Source organism: Agrobacterium leguminum, assembly GCF_005144435.2.
Taxonomy (GTDB): domain Bacteria; phylum Pseudomonadota; class Alphaproteobacteria; order Rhizobiales; family Rhizobiaceae; genus Agrobacterium; species Agrobacterium leguminum.
Genome location: NZ_CP120212.1, coordinates 560,067 through 576,400, shown reverse-complemented (window position 1 = coordinate 576,400; position 16,334 = coordinate 560,067). Strand labels below are relative to the sequence as shown.

Annotated in this window: 14 protein-coding genes; 5 read left to right on the top strand and 9 right to left on the bottom strand. The window is 60.0% G+C overall.

Features of this window, described 5'->3' with window-relative positions:
• Position 1 precedes the first annotated feature (1 nt).
• The gene (locus CFBP4996_RS17125; protein WP_003522562.1) at positions 2 to 1,027 is read left to right on the top strand and encodes a sulfate/molybdate ABC transporter ATP-binding protein; all 1,026 of its coding nucleotides are present in this window, start codon (positions 2 to 4) and stop codon (positions 1,025 to 1,027) included.
• Positions 1,028 to 1,034: 7 nt separating this feature from the next.
• Here the strand turns inward: CFBP4996_RS17125 and CFBP4996_RS17120 are convergent, their stop codons facing one another.
• Positions 1,035 to 2,132, bottom strand: a complete 1,098-nt coding sequence (locus CFBP4996_RS17120) for a DNA alkylation repair protein (RefSeq protein ID WP_121490335.1) — start codon at positions 2,130 to 2,132, stop codon at positions 1,035 to 1,037.
• A 273-nt stretch (positions 2,133 to 2,405) separates the two neighbouring features.
• On the bottom strand, positions 2,406 to 3,842 hold the full coding sequence (locus CFBP4996_RS17115; RefSeq protein ID WP_080854426.1) for an NAD-dependent succinate-semialdehyde dehydrogenase: 1,437 nt from the start codon (positions 3,840 to 3,842) through the stop codon (positions 2,406 to 2,408).
• 617 nt (positions 3,843 to 4,459) lie between these two features.
• Between CFBP4996_RS17115 and CFBP4996_RS17110 the strand changes: the two genes are divergently transcribed.
• The 4 genes from CFBP4996_RS17110 (at position 4,460) to CFBP4996_RS17095 (ending at position 8,851) form a co-directional block, all read left to right on the top strand.
• Entirely contained in the window at positions 4,460 to 4,966 is a 507-nt protein-coding gene (locus CFBP4996_RS17110) for a putative pterin-binding protein (RefSeq protein WP_003522565.1), read from the top strand.
• 21 nt (positions 4,967 to 4,987) lie between these two features.
• A complete protein-coding gene (locus CFBP4996_RS17105; RefSeq protein ID WP_233283561.1) occupies positions 4,988 to 6,910 on the top strand; it encodes a putative bifunctional diguanylate cyclase/phosphodiesterase in 1,923 nt (640 codons plus the stop codon).
• A gap of 161 nt (positions 6,911 to 7,071) precedes the next feature.
• Entirely contained in the window at positions 7,072 to 7,767 is a 696-nt protein-coding gene (locus CFBP4996_RS17100; protein ID WP_003522567.1) for an FkbM family methyltransferase, read from the top strand.
• 247 nt (positions 7,768 to 8,014) lie between these two features.
• Positions 8,015 to 8,851, top strand: coding sequence for an alpha/beta fold hydrolase (locus CFBP4996_RS17095; protein WP_035262524.1), 837 nt, complete (start codon positions 8,015 to 8,017; stop codon positions 8,849 to 8,851).
• Between the two features lie 55 nt (positions 8,852 to 8,906).
• On the opposite strand, the gene CFBP4996_RS17090 is transcribed toward CFBP4996_RS17095, so the two are convergent.
• The 7 genes from CFBP4996_RS17090 to CFBP4996_RS17060 all read right to left on the bottom strand — a co-directional run bounded on the left by CFBP4996_RS17090 (position 8,907) and on the right by CFBP4996_RS17060 (position 16,272).
• Positions 8,907 to 10,289, bottom strand: coding sequence for an FGGY-family carbohydrate kinase (locus CFBP4996_RS17090; protein ID WP_080854427.1), 1,383 nt, complete (start codon positions 10,287 to 10,289; stop codon positions 8,907 to 8,909).
• On the bottom strand, positions 10,286 to 10,609 hold the full coding sequence (gene rhaM / locus CFBP4996_RS17085) for an L-rhamnose mutarotase (protein WP_080854428.1): 324 nt from the start codon (positions 10,607 to 10,609) through the stop codon (positions 10,286 to 10,288). Before rhaM ends, CFBP4996_RS17090 begins: the two co-directional genes overlap by 4 nt.
• 3 nt (positions 10,610 to 10,612) lie before the next feature.
• A complete protein-coding gene (locus tag CFBP4996_RS17080) occupies positions 10,613 to 11,623 on the bottom strand; it encodes an ABC transporter permease (protein WP_080854429.1) in 1,011 nt (336 codons plus the stop codon).
• Complete coding sequence (locus CFBP4996_RS17075; RefSeq protein WP_059753699.1) at positions 11,620 to 12,621, bottom strand: ABC transporter permease; 1,002 nt, start codon at positions 12,619 to 12,621, stop codon at positions 11,620 to 11,622. The genes CFBP4996_RS17080 and CFBP4996_RS17075 overlap by 4 nt, the downstream gene beginning before the upstream one ends.
• Positions 12,622 to 12,634: 13 nt before the next feature.
• On the bottom strand, positions 12,635 to 14,170 hold the full coding sequence (locus CFBP4996_RS17070; protein ID WP_162936088.1) for a sugar ABC transporter ATP-binding protein: 1,536 nt from the start codon (positions 14,168 to 14,170) through the stop codon (positions 12,635 to 12,637).
• A 213-nt stretch (positions 14,171 to 14,383) separates the two neighbouring features.
• The gene (gene rhaS / locus CFBP4996_RS17065) at positions 14,384 to 15,394 is read right to left on the bottom strand and encodes a rhamnose ABC transporter substrate-binding protein (protein ID WP_080854430.1); all 1,011 of its coding nucleotides are present in this window, start codon (positions 15,392 to 15,394) and stop codon (positions 14,384 to 14,386) included.
• Between the two features lie 47 nt (positions 15,395 to 15,441).
• Positions 15,442 to 16,272 (bottom strand): DeoR/GlpR family DNA-binding transcription regulator, encoded by an 831-nt coding sequence (locus CFBP4996_RS17060; RefSeq protein ID WP_003522575.1) that lies wholly within the window; start codon positions 16,270 to 16,272, stop codon positions 15,442 to 15,444.
• Positions 16,273 to 16,334 lie beyond the last annotated feature (62 nt).

The following is a 16,334-nucleotide window of genomic DNA, read 5'->3' as shown; positions in this document are numbered from 1 at the left end:
CATGAAAATCCGCCTCGAAAATGTGGTGAAGACCTTCGATACCTTCCGCGCCGTGCGCGATGTTTCGCTGGATATCGAAAGCGGCGAGCTTCTGGCGCTGCTCGGTCCCTCAGGCTCCGGCAAGACCACGATTTTGCGCATGGTCGCCGGTCTCGAATATAGCGATGGCGGCCGGATCTTTTTCGGCGACGAGGACGCCACCAATATTCCGGTGCGGGATCGTGGCGTCGGTTTCGTATTCCAGCACTACGCGCTCTTTCCGCATATGACCCTGCATCAAAACATCGCTTTCGGCATGAAGGTTTCGAAGGTGAAGCGGGACAAGGCGGCAATCGATGCCCGCGTCGAAGAGCTTCTGCGGCTGGTGAAGCTCGATGGCTTGGGCGACCGTTTCCCGGCGCAGATTTCCGGCGGCCAGCGGCAGCGCGTGGCGCTGGCGCGTGCGCTTTCGGTCGATCCGAAGGTGCTTCTGCTCGATGAGCCCTTTGGGGCGCTGGACGCCAATGTGCGCCGCGACCTGCGCCGCTGGCTACGCGAGATTCACGATTCGCTCGGCATCACCACGATTTTCGTGACGCATGACCAGGAAGAGGCGCTCGATCTTGCCGACCGTGTCGTCATTCTCAATCAGGGCGAGATCGTACAACAGGGCACGCCGAAGGAGGTCTGCCGCCAGCCGAACAGCGCCTTCGTCATGCGCTTTCTGGGCGATGCCAACCGGGTGTCCGGCGTGGCGCGCGGCGGCAAGGTCTATGTCGGCGATAACGAGCTGCCTTTCTCCTATGCTCAGGGCGATGGCGCGGTGGACATCTATGCCCGCCCCGGCGATCTGGAGTGGGAAGATCTGCATGAGGGCATTCCGGCTTCTGTGGCGCGGGTTCTCGACCGCGCGGGCGAGCGCCGGGTGATCGCCAGCACCGATGGCGGCGACCTTCTGGAATTCGACGTGCCGCCGGAAAACGATGTCGCCGCCGGAGACCGCGGTTCCGTCATCATCCGCCGGGCGAAGATTTTCCCGGCGGCGTGAGCCGCTATCAGCCCAGAAGCTCGAAGGCGCTTTCAGCCACAAGCTTGCCGTTGATCGTCAGGTCGACCCTGTGGATGCCGGGATAGTGTTTGCGGGTCGTGAAATCACGTATGGCGCGGCTGATCGACAGCGCGCATGTCTCGCCGGGCTGAAGTTCGATCTCTTTCCACTTGAAGACTTTCGCAGAGGCGTCGCCGCTCTTCTTCACGTAGTGCACGGCGTAGTCGATCACCAGTTTCTGCGGCCGTTTCGCCGTCGAGGTAAAAGAGGCTGCAATCCGCACCGGATTGCCGAGTGCGATTTTGTCCGGCGTAACCTGAAATGCCGCAAGGGAAATTTCCGCTTCCTCATGCGCGCCGAGATGGGCAAGCGCCGCGGCATTGCCCTTCTTGATCAATGTGCGCAGGGCCTGCCGCGTGATCCAGCGTGTATGCGGATTGTCCTTTGGCCATGTATCGATCAGCGCCAGCACGAAAGCTGGATTGTCCTTGGTGATGTCGTTCAGATGATTGGCGACGGATTTGCGCACATGAAGCGCCTCGTCGGCTTTCATGGCGTCGAGGATTGCGGTGACCGGCGAGGGATCGTCGATCAGGGGTTTGAGCTGGAACGACCATGGCAGACGCGGCCGGCAGCCTTCGCTCGCCAGCCGCCGCACATGTTCATTCGCGTGCTGTGACCATGTTTCCATCACGGCAAGGGTGCGGGCCATATCCTTTTGCAGGAAATGCCGGATGGCGAATTCCGAGGAGCCGAAGCGGGTGAAATAATGCAGCGCTTCCATCGAAAGATCGAAGTCATCGAGGCCGTAGAGCGCCACATATTCCGGCAGCGAAATGGAGGCGAAACCGTTGCCGATGCCCGGCGCTGCGGCGGTCAGGATTTCGATATTGCGGGCATAGTCGCCGGGAAGTGTCGCATGCAGGCTCGTCGCCACCTGCCGCATGCGCTGCATGATGCCCAGCGCTTCAAGGTTTTCGGTGGCGAGCGCCATGAAGGCGGAAATGTCAAATGGCGGATGAACGGCCTTGGTCTCATCCGCGATATGCCGCAGTTTCTCGCGGTTGAAGATTTCCTTCAGTGCCGGTACCGCCGCGTCGCTCATATTGCCCCTCAAAGTTCACTTTTTGTTCTTTTAGGGGATGATGCAGACGAAAGCAAGCAGGACCGGAGCAGCGAAAAAACGCTGTGGCCGATTTTGCCTGTTCTCAGATCAATAAGGCCTCTCTTCCGTCATGCCGGACTAGATCCGGCATCCAGCCGACGCGCGTCTGCGCGGCGAATAGGGTCTTTTCAGCCCAAGGACTTGGGCTGGCTGGACCCCGGCTCGAGGCCGGGGTGACGAAGGTGCGGATGCTCCGGGTTCGCCAAAAAAGCGTCAGCTCATCTGGCTGACGAATTTGGTCTCCAGATAGGCCTGAACCGCTTCCGAGCCGCCTTCCGTGCCATAACCGGAATCCTTGATGCCGCCGAAGGGGACTTCCGGAAGCGCAAGGCCGTTGTGGTTGATGGTCAGCATGCCGGCCTCGACCTGCTGGCCAAGCGCGTGGGCGGTCTTGACCGAGCCGGTGAAGGCGTAGGATGCAAGGCCGAAGGGCAGGCGGTTCGCCTCGGTGATGGCGTCATCGAAGCTCGAGAAGCGGTTGATGATGGCGACCGGGCCGAAGGGTTCGTCATTCATGATTTTGGCGGTGGTCGGCACATTGGCGAGAACCGTCGGCTCGAAGAAATTGCCCTTGTTGCCGATGCGGCGGCCGCCGGTCTTCAATTCTGCGCCATGGGAAACGGCGTCGTTGATGAGGCCTTCCAGCGCCGGAATGCGGCGCTCATTGGCGAGCGGTCCCATGATGACGCCGTCTTCCAGCCCGTTGCCGACCTTGATGGCCTTCGTCGCTTCCACGAAACCTTCAAGGAAACGGTCGGCCACGCCATCCTGCACGAGGAAGCGGGTGGGGGCGACACAGACCTGGCCGGCATTGCGGAACTTGGCAAGCGAGGTGACTTCGATTGCCTTGTCGATATCGGCATCGTCAAAGATCATCACAGGCGCATGGCCGCCAAGCTCCATCGTGGCGCGCTTCATGTGCTTGCCGGCAAGCGCGGCCAGATGTTTGCCGATGGGAGTGGAGCCGGTGAAGGAGATCTTGCGGATGACCGGATGCGGGATCAGATATTCCGAAATCTCGGATGGAACGCCGTAAACGAGGCCGATGACGCCCGCCGGCACGCCGGCATCCACGAAAGCGCGGATAAGTTCAGCCGGTGACGCCGGTGTTTCTTCCGGGGCCTTGACGATGATGGAGCAGCCGGTGGCAAGCGCTGCGGAAAGCTTGCGGACGATCTGGTTGATCGGGAAGTTCCACGGCGTAAACGCCGCGACGGGACCGACCGGCAGCTTGATGGCAAGCTGCGAAACGCCGGTTGCGCGCGCCGGAATGACCTGCCCATAGGTGCGGCGTGCTTCTTCCGCGAACCAGTCGATGGTGTCGGCGGCGCCCATGACCTCTGTGCCCGATTGCGCCAGCGGCTTGCCCTGTTCGCGGGTCATGATGTAGGCGATCTTGTCCTTGCGCTCGCGCAGGAGATCGGCCGCCCTGCGCATGATCTTCGAGCGCTCGAAGGGCGAGGTGTCGCGCCACACCTTGAAACCGCGCTCGGCGGCGGCAAGCGCCAGATCGAGGTCTTCCTTCTCGGCATGCGCAATCGCGCCGATGATCTCGTCGGTTGCCGGATCGGACACGGCGATCGTCTTGCCGGAAACGGCGTCTCGCCATTCGCCATCAATGAGAAGTTTGATGTCGGGATAGGTGTGCATAGGGGCTACCTTCATGATGCGGCCGATACGGCGAAATGCCGTCCGGCCCGGAGACGTGAACAGAATTTTCCTGGCCGGACGATATCCGGCATCGCGGCTTTCGCTGCGCGGAACATGTGTCTGGATATTTCCGACGGGGGCTTCTGGAATTGTCGGAAACGGAAACGACAGCCTTTATATTAAGGCCCGGGCGGTATGTTTCAACCGTGCGCTCCGGCAATCGCCATGATTTTTCCGTGACGCAGAATTTGCCATTCGTCATTTCAATCTGGCACGCGGACGGGGCATCGCTTATCCAGCTGCCTCAGGCGAATCAGATGCAGCTGCGCGACGACGGAAAGGCTCTCGCCACAATTCGGCCTTTGTCGCACCTGACGAATTATCGGGAGGGGCCTCCGGAGCTTGTCGCTTGTGTCATAATGGGACGCGTGGCCTGAAAAAATACAATAAGACGGAAAACTTATCCAAAGAGTTTACTCAAAACCTAGAGAAAATACGGATAAAATCTCACTGAGGATATAACATCCATTCCTGATATATATTGCTAGCGTCGGTTCCCTTGACCTTCAAAGGTTGGTGAAAACCCTCGACCTGAACGTTATCGATGGAGAAAAAGTATGAGTTTCGCCCGGGTACTTCTCAGTGCGTTCTTGTCGCTCGCGTGGCTTTCCTGTGCCGAAGCCGGCGAAATTGCCAAACCGCAAGGAAAACCGATATTAACCATATCCGGAAACATCGCCAATACGAATGGCGAGGGTGCCGCGGTATTTGATCGTGACATGCTGGAAGCGCTCGGCATGGTGACGGTGGAGACGACGACGCCCTGGCATGATGGCCGCGTCCGTTTCGATGGTGTTTCGCTGGCAAAATTGATGGATGTCGTCGGCGCAAAGGGCACCAGCGTCACGGCAGTCGCTCTCAACGATTATGTCAGCACGATACCGATTGAAGATTTTAAGAAATTTAACGTTATTCTGGCGATCAAGCTGGATGGCAATTACATGACAGTTCGCGAAAAAGGCCCGTTGTTCGTCATCTATCCCTATGACAGCGATCCGGAGCTGCAGAAGCAGACCTATTATTCGCGGTCCGCATGGCAAGTTGCCAAACTGATAGTGGAATAAAGGTGCCGTTTGCGAAAACTTGTGGCGGTGATCATCTGTTGCTTCGTCCTGGCAACGGGCTATATCGCTTTCGTCATTGCCGAGCGGCAGACCGCTCTGCAGAAATTTGCCCGCTACAATGATTCCTGGGCCGTCAGCCAGACCGTAGCCGAATATCTGCGCCTCCAGAACAAGCTGGCCGTGTTCGCGCTCAATCCCGGCAAGATCGACCGGGATGAGCTGCAACTGCGCCTGGACATCATGCTGAGCCGCCTTGAGCTTTTGAAGCAGGGCAATCTCGGGGCCTTCATCAATGAAAAACAGCAATGGCGGGATCTCGTAACCCGCCTCGATGCCGTTCTGGCCCGTCTGGAGCAGCAGGTGAACAACCTCAATCCGGCCGAGGTTCCGGATCTGCTGGCGACGATGAGCGCGCTCGACGCGCCGATGACGACGCTTGCCTCGTCTTCCGTCGCTTATGACGTCAATCTGATCGATACGGCCCATGAGGATGTGCGCAAGCTGCATATCGTTTATACCGCGCTGGCGGGCGGCCTGATCCTGTGCGGTATCGCGCTTGTCATATTGCTGCTTCGCCAGAACGATCTCCTGAACCGTGCGCAGAAAAGCATGCGCGGCCTGACGGACGATCTGCGTGCCGCAACGCTGGAATTGCAGGCGAAGAATGTCCGGCTCGAACACGACGCCTATCATGATGCGCTGACGGGACTGCCGAACCGCGCGCTGTTCCGGCAGGAACTGATCGAGAGGTTGCGCCGATCCTTCGGCGGGACTGGAACGACAGCCATCCTCCTGCTCGATCTCGACGGGTTCAAGGACGTCAACGATACGCTCGGCCACGATGCCGGCGATGCGCTGCTTCAGGCCGTGGCGCAGCGCCTCTCGGGCATCGGCGGCGATTATGACATGGTCTGCCGTCTGGGCGGCGACGAATTTGCCGTCGTCTCCGACGATCTGAACGAGGATGCCGCCCGCCGTCTTGCCACCAAGCTCATCGACCAGATCAGCCGCACCTATCAGCTGGGCGAGCAGGAGGTCAAAATCGGCACCTGCATCGGCATCGCCATATCACACGGCGCCGTCGATGCGGATGAATTGTTCAAGCGCGCGGATCTGGCGCTTTATGAGGCGAAAGCCATCGGCCCCGGCCGGGCGAGCGTTTTCAAGGTCCGCATGCAGAAGCAGCTCACCGAGAAGAAATCCTTCGAGGCCGATCTGCAGACCGCGTTGCAGAACGACGAGATGGAAGTCTATTACCAGCCGCAGGTGGCGACGCAGACACGCAAGCTTTGCGGCTTCGAGGCGCTGCTGCGCTGGAAACATCCGGTGCGTGGCGATGTGCCGCCCAGCGTGTTCATTCCCGTTGCGGAAAGAACCGGTCTCATCCATTCGCTCGGAAAATGGGTGATGGAGACCGCCTGCCGCGAGGCGATGGGCTGGGACGAGGACATGAAGGTGGCGGTCAATCTGTCGCCGGTTCAGTTCCACAGCACCAGCCTCATCCAGAACGTCATGGGCGCGCTTGAGAAAAGCGGGCTGGAACCCAGCCGGCTCGAGCTTGAAATCACCGAATCGATCCTGCTCAACAAGAGCGACCAGACGATCAACACGCTGTCGCGCCTGAAGGCCGTCGGCATTCAGATCGCCATGGATGATTTTGGGACAGGTTATTCATCGCTCGCCAATTTGCGCGGCGTGCCCTTCGACAAGATCAAGATCGACCGCTCGTTCCTGCGCGATATCACCAGCGACCGCGACGCGCTGGCGATCGTGGAATTCGTGGTCGGCGTCGGTCGCAGTCTGCGGATGACGACGATTGCGGAAGGTATCGAGACGGAAGAGCAATATGAATGCGTCAGGCGTCTCGGCTGCGATCAAGTTCAGGGTTATCTGATCAGCAGACCGTTGCCGGCCAAGGAGCTTGTGGCCTGGAGTTCCGTCTGAGACGCGCCTTTTTTGGCGGCGGCCGTATCTTGAATTTTTACCACGTCATAGCGTTGCTTGCGAAAACCGATACCGGTTGCCGCAACGATGCTGTAGAGCATTCCCGGTCGATATGGGATCATTGCGACAAAGCGGCCGGGTTTTGCGAAAAGGCTTGAGACATGGAAATACTGGACGTTCATGGAGTTGCCCTTCCCCTCTCTTCCGATGAGGTGTCGCCGGTCATCTGGCAGGCGCTGACCGACGGCAGCTATGAGGCAAAAGAGGCCCGCAGCGTCCTGAAAGCCATCAAGCCCGGCGATCGCGTACTGGAGCTGGGCTCCGGTATCGGGATCATCACCTCGATCATCGCCGGCATCGAGGATGTTTCCGTCTGGGCTTTCGAGGCCAACCCCTCCACCGCGGCGCTGGCAGAGCGGGTGATCAAGGCCAATTGCCGCGGCAATGTCGTGTTTTCGCAGGGGCTTCTCACCGCCGACGAGCCGAGCTCCTATCCTTTTTACGTGCGCAGGGATCTCTGGATGTCGTCCATGGACGAAAATCAGGGGCCCTATGAAAAACGCATCGAAATTTCCTCTGCCAATATCGATGAATTTATCGCCAGCCGGGGCATCACCGCGCTCGTGATGGATATCGAGGGTGCGGAACGCGATCTGCTCGGCAGGGCCGATCTGACCGGCGTGGAGCGGATATTCGTGGAACTGCATGACCATCTTTACGGTCTCGCCGGGGTTCGCGATATCATGCAGGCGCTGACCGCCAAGGGATATGCCTATGATCCGCGCGGTTCACGCGGGCCCTGTGTCCTGTTCTCGAAGGACGAGAGCCCGAGAGAATACGATCCCGAGGTGGACTGAGGCCGCGTCGAATTCACGGAACCCTCCGCCGGTCATCTCCGTTCTCACACTTGTATGAGGGCGCGGAGCGGGTCGACACATGTGCCGCAATGGTATGCGGGTAGAGAAGATAATTTCATAAACGGCAATTCATTCCCAATTATTGTTGCAATTGTTGCAACCGTTATCCTGCGTCATCATCCCTCCATCAAACCGGCGCACAACAGTCTGCGCCGGAGATGCCAACGCAACCGAAGGAGTAACGATCATGGGCTTTGTTAAGACGACAGACGGAACCGAAATCTTCTACAAGGACTGGGGCCCGAAGGATGCCCAGCCGATCATGTTCCACCATGGCTGGCCGCTCTCGTCCGATGACTGGGATGCGCAGATGCTGTTCTTCGTTTCCAAGGGTTTTCGCGTCGTCGCCCATGACCGCCGTGGCCATGGCCGTTCCGCCCAGGTTGCCGACGGTCACGACATGGATCACTACGCCGCCGACGCCTTTGCCGTCGTCGAAGCTCTCGATCTGAAGAACGCCGTCCATATCGGCCATTCCACCGGCGGTGGCGAAGTCGCCCGTTATGTCGCAAAACATGGCGAACCCGCCGGCCGTGTCGCCAAGGCGGTTCTCGTTTCCGCCGTGCCGCCGCTGATGCTCAAGACCGCGGCCAATCCGGAAGGTCTGCCGATGGAGGTTTTTGACGGCTTCCGCTCGTCGCTCGCCGCAAACCGCGCGCAGTTCTTCCGCGATGTCCCGGCCGGTCCCTTCTACGGCTTCAACCGCGATGGTGCGACAGTGCATGAAGGCGTTATCCAGAACTGGTGGCGTCAGGGCATGATGGGCGGCGCAAAGGCCCATTATGACGGCATCAAGGCCTTTTCGGAAACCGACCAGACCGAAGACCTGAAGAATATCAGCGTTCCGACACTGGTGCTGCATGGCGAAGACGACCAGATCGTGCCGATTGCCGACTCCGCGCTGAAATCGGTGAAGCTTTTGAAAAATGGCACGCTGAAGACCTATCCCGGCTTCTCGCACGGTATGCTCACCGTCAATGCCGATGTGCTGAACGCCGATCTTCTGGCCTTCATCAAGGGCTGATCCTTCTGCAAAATCATAATGCGGCCGACCATTCGGCCGCATTTTGCGTTTCGCATCAGGCCATACGGGCTCGCCAGGCATTGCGGTAAGAAGCAAGACCGGGAATGTCGTGCGGCGTGAAATGGCGCTCGCGACCGGCAAGCGGCTTGATGCCGGTGAGCAGGGCCGCACCGGCGCTGGTGCCCGTGGACCCTTCGACCGCCGTTACTTCGGTCTCTGCAAAGCCGGCCAGCGCCTTCAGATAAAGGGCGTTGCTGGCGAAGGGGCCTTCCACAAGGATCGGGCCTTTCCGCCCGATGAGCGAGAGGCTGCATTCCGTCATCAGGGAGAGATAAAGCGACGTCGCTGCGTGCCGTTCCGCCGCTGTGGCATTTTCATCGCCAATCCAGCGCGCCGCCTTGTCTGGAAATGGGCCGGAGCCGCTGACGACGCTCGGCAGCAGCATCATGCCCCTGGCAACCACGTCGCCGAGGGCCGCGTCTATCGCTTCGTCTTCCACTGCCCCGAATTGCTGCGCCAGCATTTCATATTCCCTGCCGCCCATGAAGCGGGAGGAGGGAACGGGACGGCCGAAAGCATCGACATTCAGGAGTGTGTCACGGGTGGGATCGAGCGAACCCGCCGCGCCGCCGATGGCGAAATTCACCACCCAGGTGCCGGTGGAGACGACCGAAAAATCTCCGTCCCGGCGCAGAAGATGCGGCAGGAGCGATGCGTTGGAATCGTGGATGCCACAATAGACCGGCATCTGCGGTGAAAGACCGGTTTCCATCGCCAGCGACGGGCGCATTGTTCCCAGCACATCGAAAGCGGAGCGAACCGGCGCCATCAAATGTTCGATGCCGAGACGCGCAACGAGCGAGGAGAAACTTTTCCGCCGCGGGTTCCAGAGATCGGTATGGCAGCCGAGCGAGGTTGTTTCCGTGGCCTGAATGCCCGTCAGCCGTCCCGCCCAATATTGCGCATAGGTGACGATGCTGCGCACTCTGGAGAAATCGTCCGGAAAGGCCGCTTTCTGGAAATGGATTTGCGCGCCAAGGTTCAGCCCGACGGGAAGCTGCGGTGAGCCGGTCTCGGCAAAATCGGGCCTGATGCCGCGATAGGCTTCCTCAATGGCTGCGGGATAGCCGTGTTCATAATCGAGCACCGGCATGGCGAGATCGCCGTTTCCATCGAGAAGCGCTGCCGAAGCGCCATGGGTGGTGATGGAAATCGCATCGAAACCGGGCTTCTGGCCGAAACGCTGAAGCGCGGAGAGAATGAAGCGCCAGAGCATTTCCACATCGTAATGCGGGTAAATTCCATTGCGAAGGACGGGGTTCGCCTGTTTCTCGCCGGCAATCTCCTCGCCGCTGCCGGTGTCGATGACGACGACCTTGGCATTGGTCTTGCCTATATCGATGACCGCGACGCGGCCCGGTTTGATGCTCTCGCTCATGGCAGATGGAACACCGTCACAAGATCTTTTGCGACCGGCGAATTATCGGGATTGCTCTCCATGATATCGGCCATATGCGCCCACCACTTCTTCATCACGGGGTGATCGGGCAAGGCCGCCATGCCGTGGTTCTTCGGGCGCGTCAGCACGCCGAACAGGATGTTGGTTTCCGGGTCGAGATGGATGGAGTAATCGCTCACACCCGCCTCGCGCAGCAGCGTCACCAGTTCCGGCCATATCTCGTCATGGCGCTTTTTATATTCGGCCTCTTTTCCGGCAAAGAGTTTCATCTTGAAGGCGTGTTTTTCAAGTTCCGGCATGGCTTAACTTCTCATGGCCCGAAGGCGACGAACAACGATGGGGATGGCGATGGTGACGATGAGCAGCAGACCGACGAAGATCGACATGACGATACCGGGCACATTCAAAAGACCGAGCCCGAAGGTGACGAGGCCCATGACGAAAGCGGCAATGACGACGCCTGCGATGGTGCCGGAGCCGCCGAGAATGGAGACGCCGCCGAGCACCACCATGGTCACCACCTCAAGCTCCCACCCTTGAGCGATGGACGGGCGCGTGGAGCCGAGCCGCGAGGTGAGGCAAACGGCGGCAATGCCGCTCATCAGGCCTGTGAGCAGGAACAGGATGAACTTCACCCGCTCGACGGGTATGCCGGAGAAACGGGCGGCGAAGGGGTTATTGCCGATCACATAGACCTGCCGGCCGAAATTGGTGGCGTGCAGCAGAATGGCGAAGAGGATGGCCATGGCGGTGAACAGCACGAATTCGAAAGAAATCACCCAGAAAACGTAACCCTGACCGAAATAGGCAAAATCGGCGGGATATTTGCCATAGGCCTGATCGCCCAGCACCATATAGGAGATGCCGCGAAACAGGCTCATCGTGCCGATGGTGACGACGATGGACGGCAGCTTCAGCCCTGCGACCAGAAAGCCGTTGAAGGCCCCGCACAAAAGCCCGGTGCCGATGCCGATGGCGACGAGGCCGGGCGTGCCGACCCCCATCTGCACCGCAGCGCCCATGGCGGTGGAGGCGAGCGCGATGATGGCGGCGACGGAAAGATCGATTTCACCGGCGATGATCAGCAGCGCCATGGCGAAGGCGATGATCGCCTTTTCCGTGAAATTGAAGGTCGCATCCGACAGGTTCCACGCATTGAGGAAATAGGGCGAGGCCAGCGAGTTGGCGATGAAGATGAGGATCGCAACGCCGAGCAGCAGCACTTCCCAGCTGGCCATGATGCGGCGTAGCGGCGTGCCGAGCTTGTCTGGAATGACGCGTGCGGTCTGTACCGGTTGAGATGGCTTGCTCATGCTGCGGCCTCCCTGGCCTGATCGCTTGCTGCGCGGTCACGCAGGATGATACGGCCTTTTCGAGCTTCGGCACGGGCATTAAAGACGACGGCGAGCACGATCACCACGCCGGAAATCGCCATCTGTGCGAAGGGTGAAATGCCGATGACGGGCAGGGCGTTCTTGATGACGCCGAGGAACAGTGCGCCGAGCACGGCACCCGCCACCGAGCCGATGCCGCCGGCAATCGAGATGCCGCCGATCACATTCGCCGCCACGCTGTCCAGTTCGAAACCGGCGGCGATATCGACATAGGCAACCGCATAACGCGATACCCAGAGATAGCTGGCGAGACCGGCGAGTGCGCCCGAGAGTACGAAGGCGAAGAAGCGCGTGCGGCCGACATCGATGCCTGCATAGACGGCGGCACTCGGATTACCGCCCGACGCATAGGCCGAGCGGCCGAAGGAGGTGCGGCTAAGCACCAGCCAGGCGCCGGCGATGATGAGGACCGCCACCCATGAAAGCACCGGCATACCGAGGATCATGGTGCGCGGCACGTTGAGGAAGGTCGGCGAAAGCTGATGCGCATTCACCCAGCCGCCGCCGGACAGCACGAAGGCCATGCCGCGATAGATGGTGAGCGTGCCGAGTGTGACGACGATGGGCGGAATGCCGAGCCACCAGACCAGCACGCCGTTGAGCGAGCCGAGAAATGCGCCGATGCCGACCGCCATGACGATGAGAAGCGGCAGGGGAATACCCGGAAAGGCGGCATTGGTCATCGCCACCGCCATGCCGGTGAAGGCGAGATTGGCGGCAACCGAAAGATCGATGGATTTGGTGAGAATGACCGCCATCTGGCCGAGCGCCAGAATGATGAGGATGGAGGTATCGTTGAAGATATTGACGAGATTGCCGGGCCGGCTGAAACCGGGCGCACGCAGCGCGAAACCGGCGATCATGATGAGGATGATACCCGCCAGCAGCCATTCGCGATTTTTAAGTAGACGTTGCATGGTTTTGCCCCTCTCAGGCATTGCCGGTGGCGGCGCGCACCAGCTTTTCCGGAGAAAAATCGGCGCGTTCGAACTGGCCCGCCATCAGGCCTTCGCGCATCACGATGGCGCGGTCGGACATGCCGAGGATTTCGGGAAGTTCGGATGAAATCATGATGATGGAGAGCCCCTCGGCGGCAAGCTCGCTGATGAAACCGTGCACGGCGGCCTTGGAGCCGATATCGATACCCTTGGTGGGTTCATCGAGAATGATGACCTTGGGCTGGGTGGCGAGCCACTTGCCGATCACCACCTTCTGCTGGTTGCCGCCGGAAAGCGTGCCAACCGGCACCGAAAGGGCGGCCGCGCGCAGATCGAGCCGCGAGGCGTATTTGCGCGCCAGCGCGAATTCATTGGCGGCGGCCAGAAACCCCTTGCGCGAGGTGCGCGTGAGCGATGGCAGCGACATGTTCTGGTAGATCGGCATGTCCAGCGCTAGCCCGTGGCGGCCGCGCTCTTCCGGCACATAAACGATGCCGGCGCGGATCGCGTCTTCCGGTGAGCGGATGGAAAGCGGCTGGCCTTCCAGCGATACCTGCCCTGAAGCCGGCCGGGTAATGCCGAACAGCGACTGGCAGAGTTCGGAGCGGCCGGCGCCGATCAGCCCGTAAAGGCCGAGAATCTCGCCCTTGCGCAGTTCGAGCGAAATATCGCGGAATTCCGTCTGATGCGAATAGTCACGGACCGAAAGAATCGTCGGGCCAAGGGGCACGGCCTGCTTGGGAAAGGCGTTCGTCACGTCACGGCCGACCATAAGCCGCACGATTTCATCCTGCGGCGTGGCGGTGAGATTGCCCGCTCCAACCATCCTGCCGTCGCGGAACACGGCGTAGTTCTCGGCGATCTCATAGACCTCGTCGAACTTGTGGCTGATGAAGAGGATCGCCTTGCCCTGCCGCTTCAGGCTTTCGACGATGCGAAAGAGATCGTCAATTTCCTTGCGGGAAAGGGCGGCCGTCGGCTCGTCCATGATGACGATGCGCGCCTCGACCGATAGCGCCCGGGCAATCGCCACGAGATGGCGCTGGGCGATGGACAGGTCCTTCAGCCGGATCGTCGGATCGATGGTGCTTTCGAGCTGTTCCAGCAGGGTTCTGGCGCGTGTGTTGATGGTCTTCCAGTCGATCAGGCCGAAACGACCCTTCGGCGCATGGCCGAGGAAGATGTTTTCACCGACGGAAAGCTCGTCGAACAGCACGGTTTCCTGATGAATGGCGGTCACGCCGGCATCGATGGCGTCCTGTGCGCTGTGAAAATGGACGGGCTGGCCATCGAGAAGGATTTCGCCCTCGTTGGGGCGATAGATGCCGGTGAGGATTTTGACGAGCGTGGATTTTCCCGCACCGTTCTCGCCGATCAGCGCGGTGACCTTGCCGGGATAAAGCGCGATATCGACGCTATCCAGGGCTTTGACGCCGGGGAATATCTGGCTGATGCCGCGCATTTCGAGAATGGGCGTGCCGCTGGAAGTCGCTGGGATGTCTATGGTTTGGGTTTCAGCACGCATCATTCCGTCTTACCGGTCTGTTTTGATTGAAGCGGCGAGGGGCACCCCCCTCTGCCCTGCCGGGCATCTCCCCCTCAAGGGGGGAGATCGGCAAGCGGATAGCACCCTGCCTTATGGATCGAGCGGGGGCGGCATATCGATCTCCCCCCTTGAGGGGGAGATGCCCGGCAGGGCAGAGGGGGGTAACCCTCCACCCGCCGTCAGTTGCTACTCAGATCAAAAAATCTTCGAGAACTGATCGATATTCTTCGCATCATAAACAAACGGATCGGCCATCGCCGCTTCGCTGTTTTCGCCAACCTTGATCTTGCCCATGCGGCCGGCTTCGATTTCCGAGCCCGGCTTGCCATCGGTTTCGCCCTTCACCAGGCGATAGGCGATCTGGGTGGCGGAGTAACCGAGATCGATCGGGTTCCAGATGGCGAATTCCTTGGTTGCGCCCGACTTGATGGCGCCGGCCATTTCAGACGGCAGGCCAAGGCCGGTCACATAGACCTGACCGATCTTGCCCGCATCCTTCACCGCCTGCGAGGCGGCGAGAACGCCAACCGTTGTCGGCGCGACGATGACCTTCACATTCGGCTGCGAGGAGAGCAGGCCCTGCGCCTCGCGATAGCTCTTGTCGGCCAGGTCGTCGCCGTAAACCGTGGTGACGAGGTTGAGGCCGGGGAAATCCTTCAGCTGCTTTTTCATCTCGTCGATCCAGATATTCTGGTTCGTGGAGGTGGTGGTGGCCGAAAGAATGGCGAAATCGCCCTTGCCGCCTTCCAGATGCGATGCGGCGAGCTGCAGGCACATCTTGCCGATCAGCGCGTTGGACGAGGGGTTGAGCTGGAGAATGCGGCCTTCCGGCGCAACACCGGAATCCCAGGAGATGACCTTGATACCGCGCTGGGCCGCCTTTTTCAGCGCCGGAACCACGGCATCGGGGTCATTGGCGGAGATGGCGATGGCATCGACGCCCTGCGCGATCAGCGAATTGATGACTTCGATCTGGCCTTCCGCCGTGGTGCTGGTCGGGCCGGTATAGATGATCTCGACGCCGCCGAGGTCCTTTGCGGCCTCCTGCGCGCCCTTGTTGGCGGCTTCGAAAAAGCCGTTGCCGAGCGATTTGACCACAAGTGCGATCTTCACATCGGCGGCCTGGGCAACGCTGCCCAGTCCCGCGACGGAGAGCGCCGCGCTGAGCGCCAGAACGCTCGTCAATGTTCTGCGTGTAAGTTTCATGTCCCTTTTCCTCCCGTTTTGAACCTTTTTCCTCTCTCCGGCGCTCCTCAGGCGACCGAAGAAGAATCCTCTTCATCCGGCGGGGCGGCTGTCTTGCCATCCCTCACCGCGCCGACGACCAGCAATTCGACGCCGGCATCTTCCACCATCCTCGCCGCCTCATCGGAAATCCCGTCATCGGTAATGATGGTCGAGACATTTTCGAGCGGGCATAAAATGAGGCTGGATCGCTTTCTGAATTTCGAAGAATCGACCATCACGATCAGCTCTTCCGCCTGCCGCATCAGCTTCTGCTCGCTCTGGATAACCAGCGCGTCGGATTCCATGATGCCGAGCGCGCCCACGCCCTGCGCACCGAGAAAAATACGCCGCGCATAAAAATTGCGGATCGCATCGTTCTCGAAAGGCGACAGGATGAGGCTCTGGTCGCGATAGATCGCGCCGCCCGGCACGCTGACATTGCATTTGGAATGTTTGACCAGATGCTCGGCAATGGCGAAGGAATTGGTCATCACCTGCAGACGTCGCGCCGCCATGTAATGCACCATCTGGAATGTCGTCGTGCCGCCATTCAGGATGATTGCGTCGCCATCGTTGCAGAGATCGACCGCCTTGCGCGCAATTGCGCGTTTCTTGTCGATATTGACCGATTCGGACACCCGGAACGGCCGGGCGGCCAGATTGCCGAGCTGCGGCGGATGCACCGCTTCGGCCCCGCCGCGCACGCGGCGCAACTTGCCCTGAACATGCAGAGACGCGATATCCCGGCGAATCGTCGCTTCCGACGCATCCGTCAGTTCGGCAATATCCTGCACCGTCACAACAGCTTTTTCCTGCGTGGCGCTCAAGATGATGCGATGGCGTTCGCGTTCGTGCATGGGGTCCTCCTGATCGTGATTATTCGCAATCTCTTTACGTTGTCAATCAAGAACGATCAAAT

Bases quoted from the DNA above. Each gene is read 5' to 3' on its own strand.
- CFBP4996_RS17125 (WP_003522562.1), top strand. From the start codon at position 2: ATGAAAATCCGCCTCGAAAATGTGGTGAAGACCTTCGATACCTTCCGC.
- CFBP4996_RS17120 (WP_121490335.1), bottom strand. From the start codon at position 2,132: ATGAGCGACGCGGCGGTACCGGCACTGAAGGAAATCTTCAACCGCGAG.
- CFBP4996_RS17115 (WP_080854426.1), bottom strand. From the start codon at position 3,842: ATGCACACCTATCCCGACATCAAACTTCTCATTGATGGCGAATGGCGA.
- CFBP4996_RS17110 (WP_003522565.1), top strand. From the start codon at position 4,460: ATGAGTTTCGCCCGGGTACTTCTCAGTGCGTTCTTGTCGCTCGCGTGG.
- CFBP4996_RS17100 (WP_003522567.1), top strand. From the start codon at position 7,072: ATGGAAATACTGGACGTTCATGGAGTTGCCCTTCCCCTCTCTTCCGAT.
- CFBP4996_RS17095 (WP_035262524.1), top strand. From the start codon at position 8,015: ATGGGCTTTGTTAAGACGACAGACGGAACCGAAATCTTCTACAAGGAC.
- CFBP4996_RS17090 (WP_080854427.1), bottom strand. From the start codon at position 10,289: ATGAGCGAGAGCATCAAACCGGGCCGCGTCGCGGTCATCGATATAGGC.
- rhaM (WP_080854428.1), bottom strand. From the start codon at position 10,609: ATGCCGGAACTTGAAAAACACGCCTTCAAGATGAAACTCTTTGCCGGA.
- CFBP4996_RS17080 (WP_080854429.1), bottom strand. From the start codon at position 11,623: ATGAGCAAGCCATCTCAACCGGTACAGACCGCACGCGTCATTCCAGAC.
- CFBP4996_RS17075 (WP_059753699.1), bottom strand. From the start codon at position 12,621: ATGCAACGTCTACTTAAAAATCGCGAATGGCTGCTGGCGGGTATCATC.
- CFBP4996_RS17070 (WP_162936088.1), bottom strand. From the start codon at position 14,170: ATGATGCGTGCTGAAACCCAAACCATAGACATCCCAGCGACTTCCAGC.
- rhaS (WP_080854430.1), bottom strand. From the start codon at position 15,394: ATGAAACTTACACGCAGAACATTGACGAGCGTTCTGGCGCTCAGCGCG.
- CFBP4996_RS17060 (WP_003522575.1), bottom strand. From the start codon at position 16,272: ATGCACGAACGCGAACGCCATCGCATCATCTTGAGCGCCACGCAGGAA.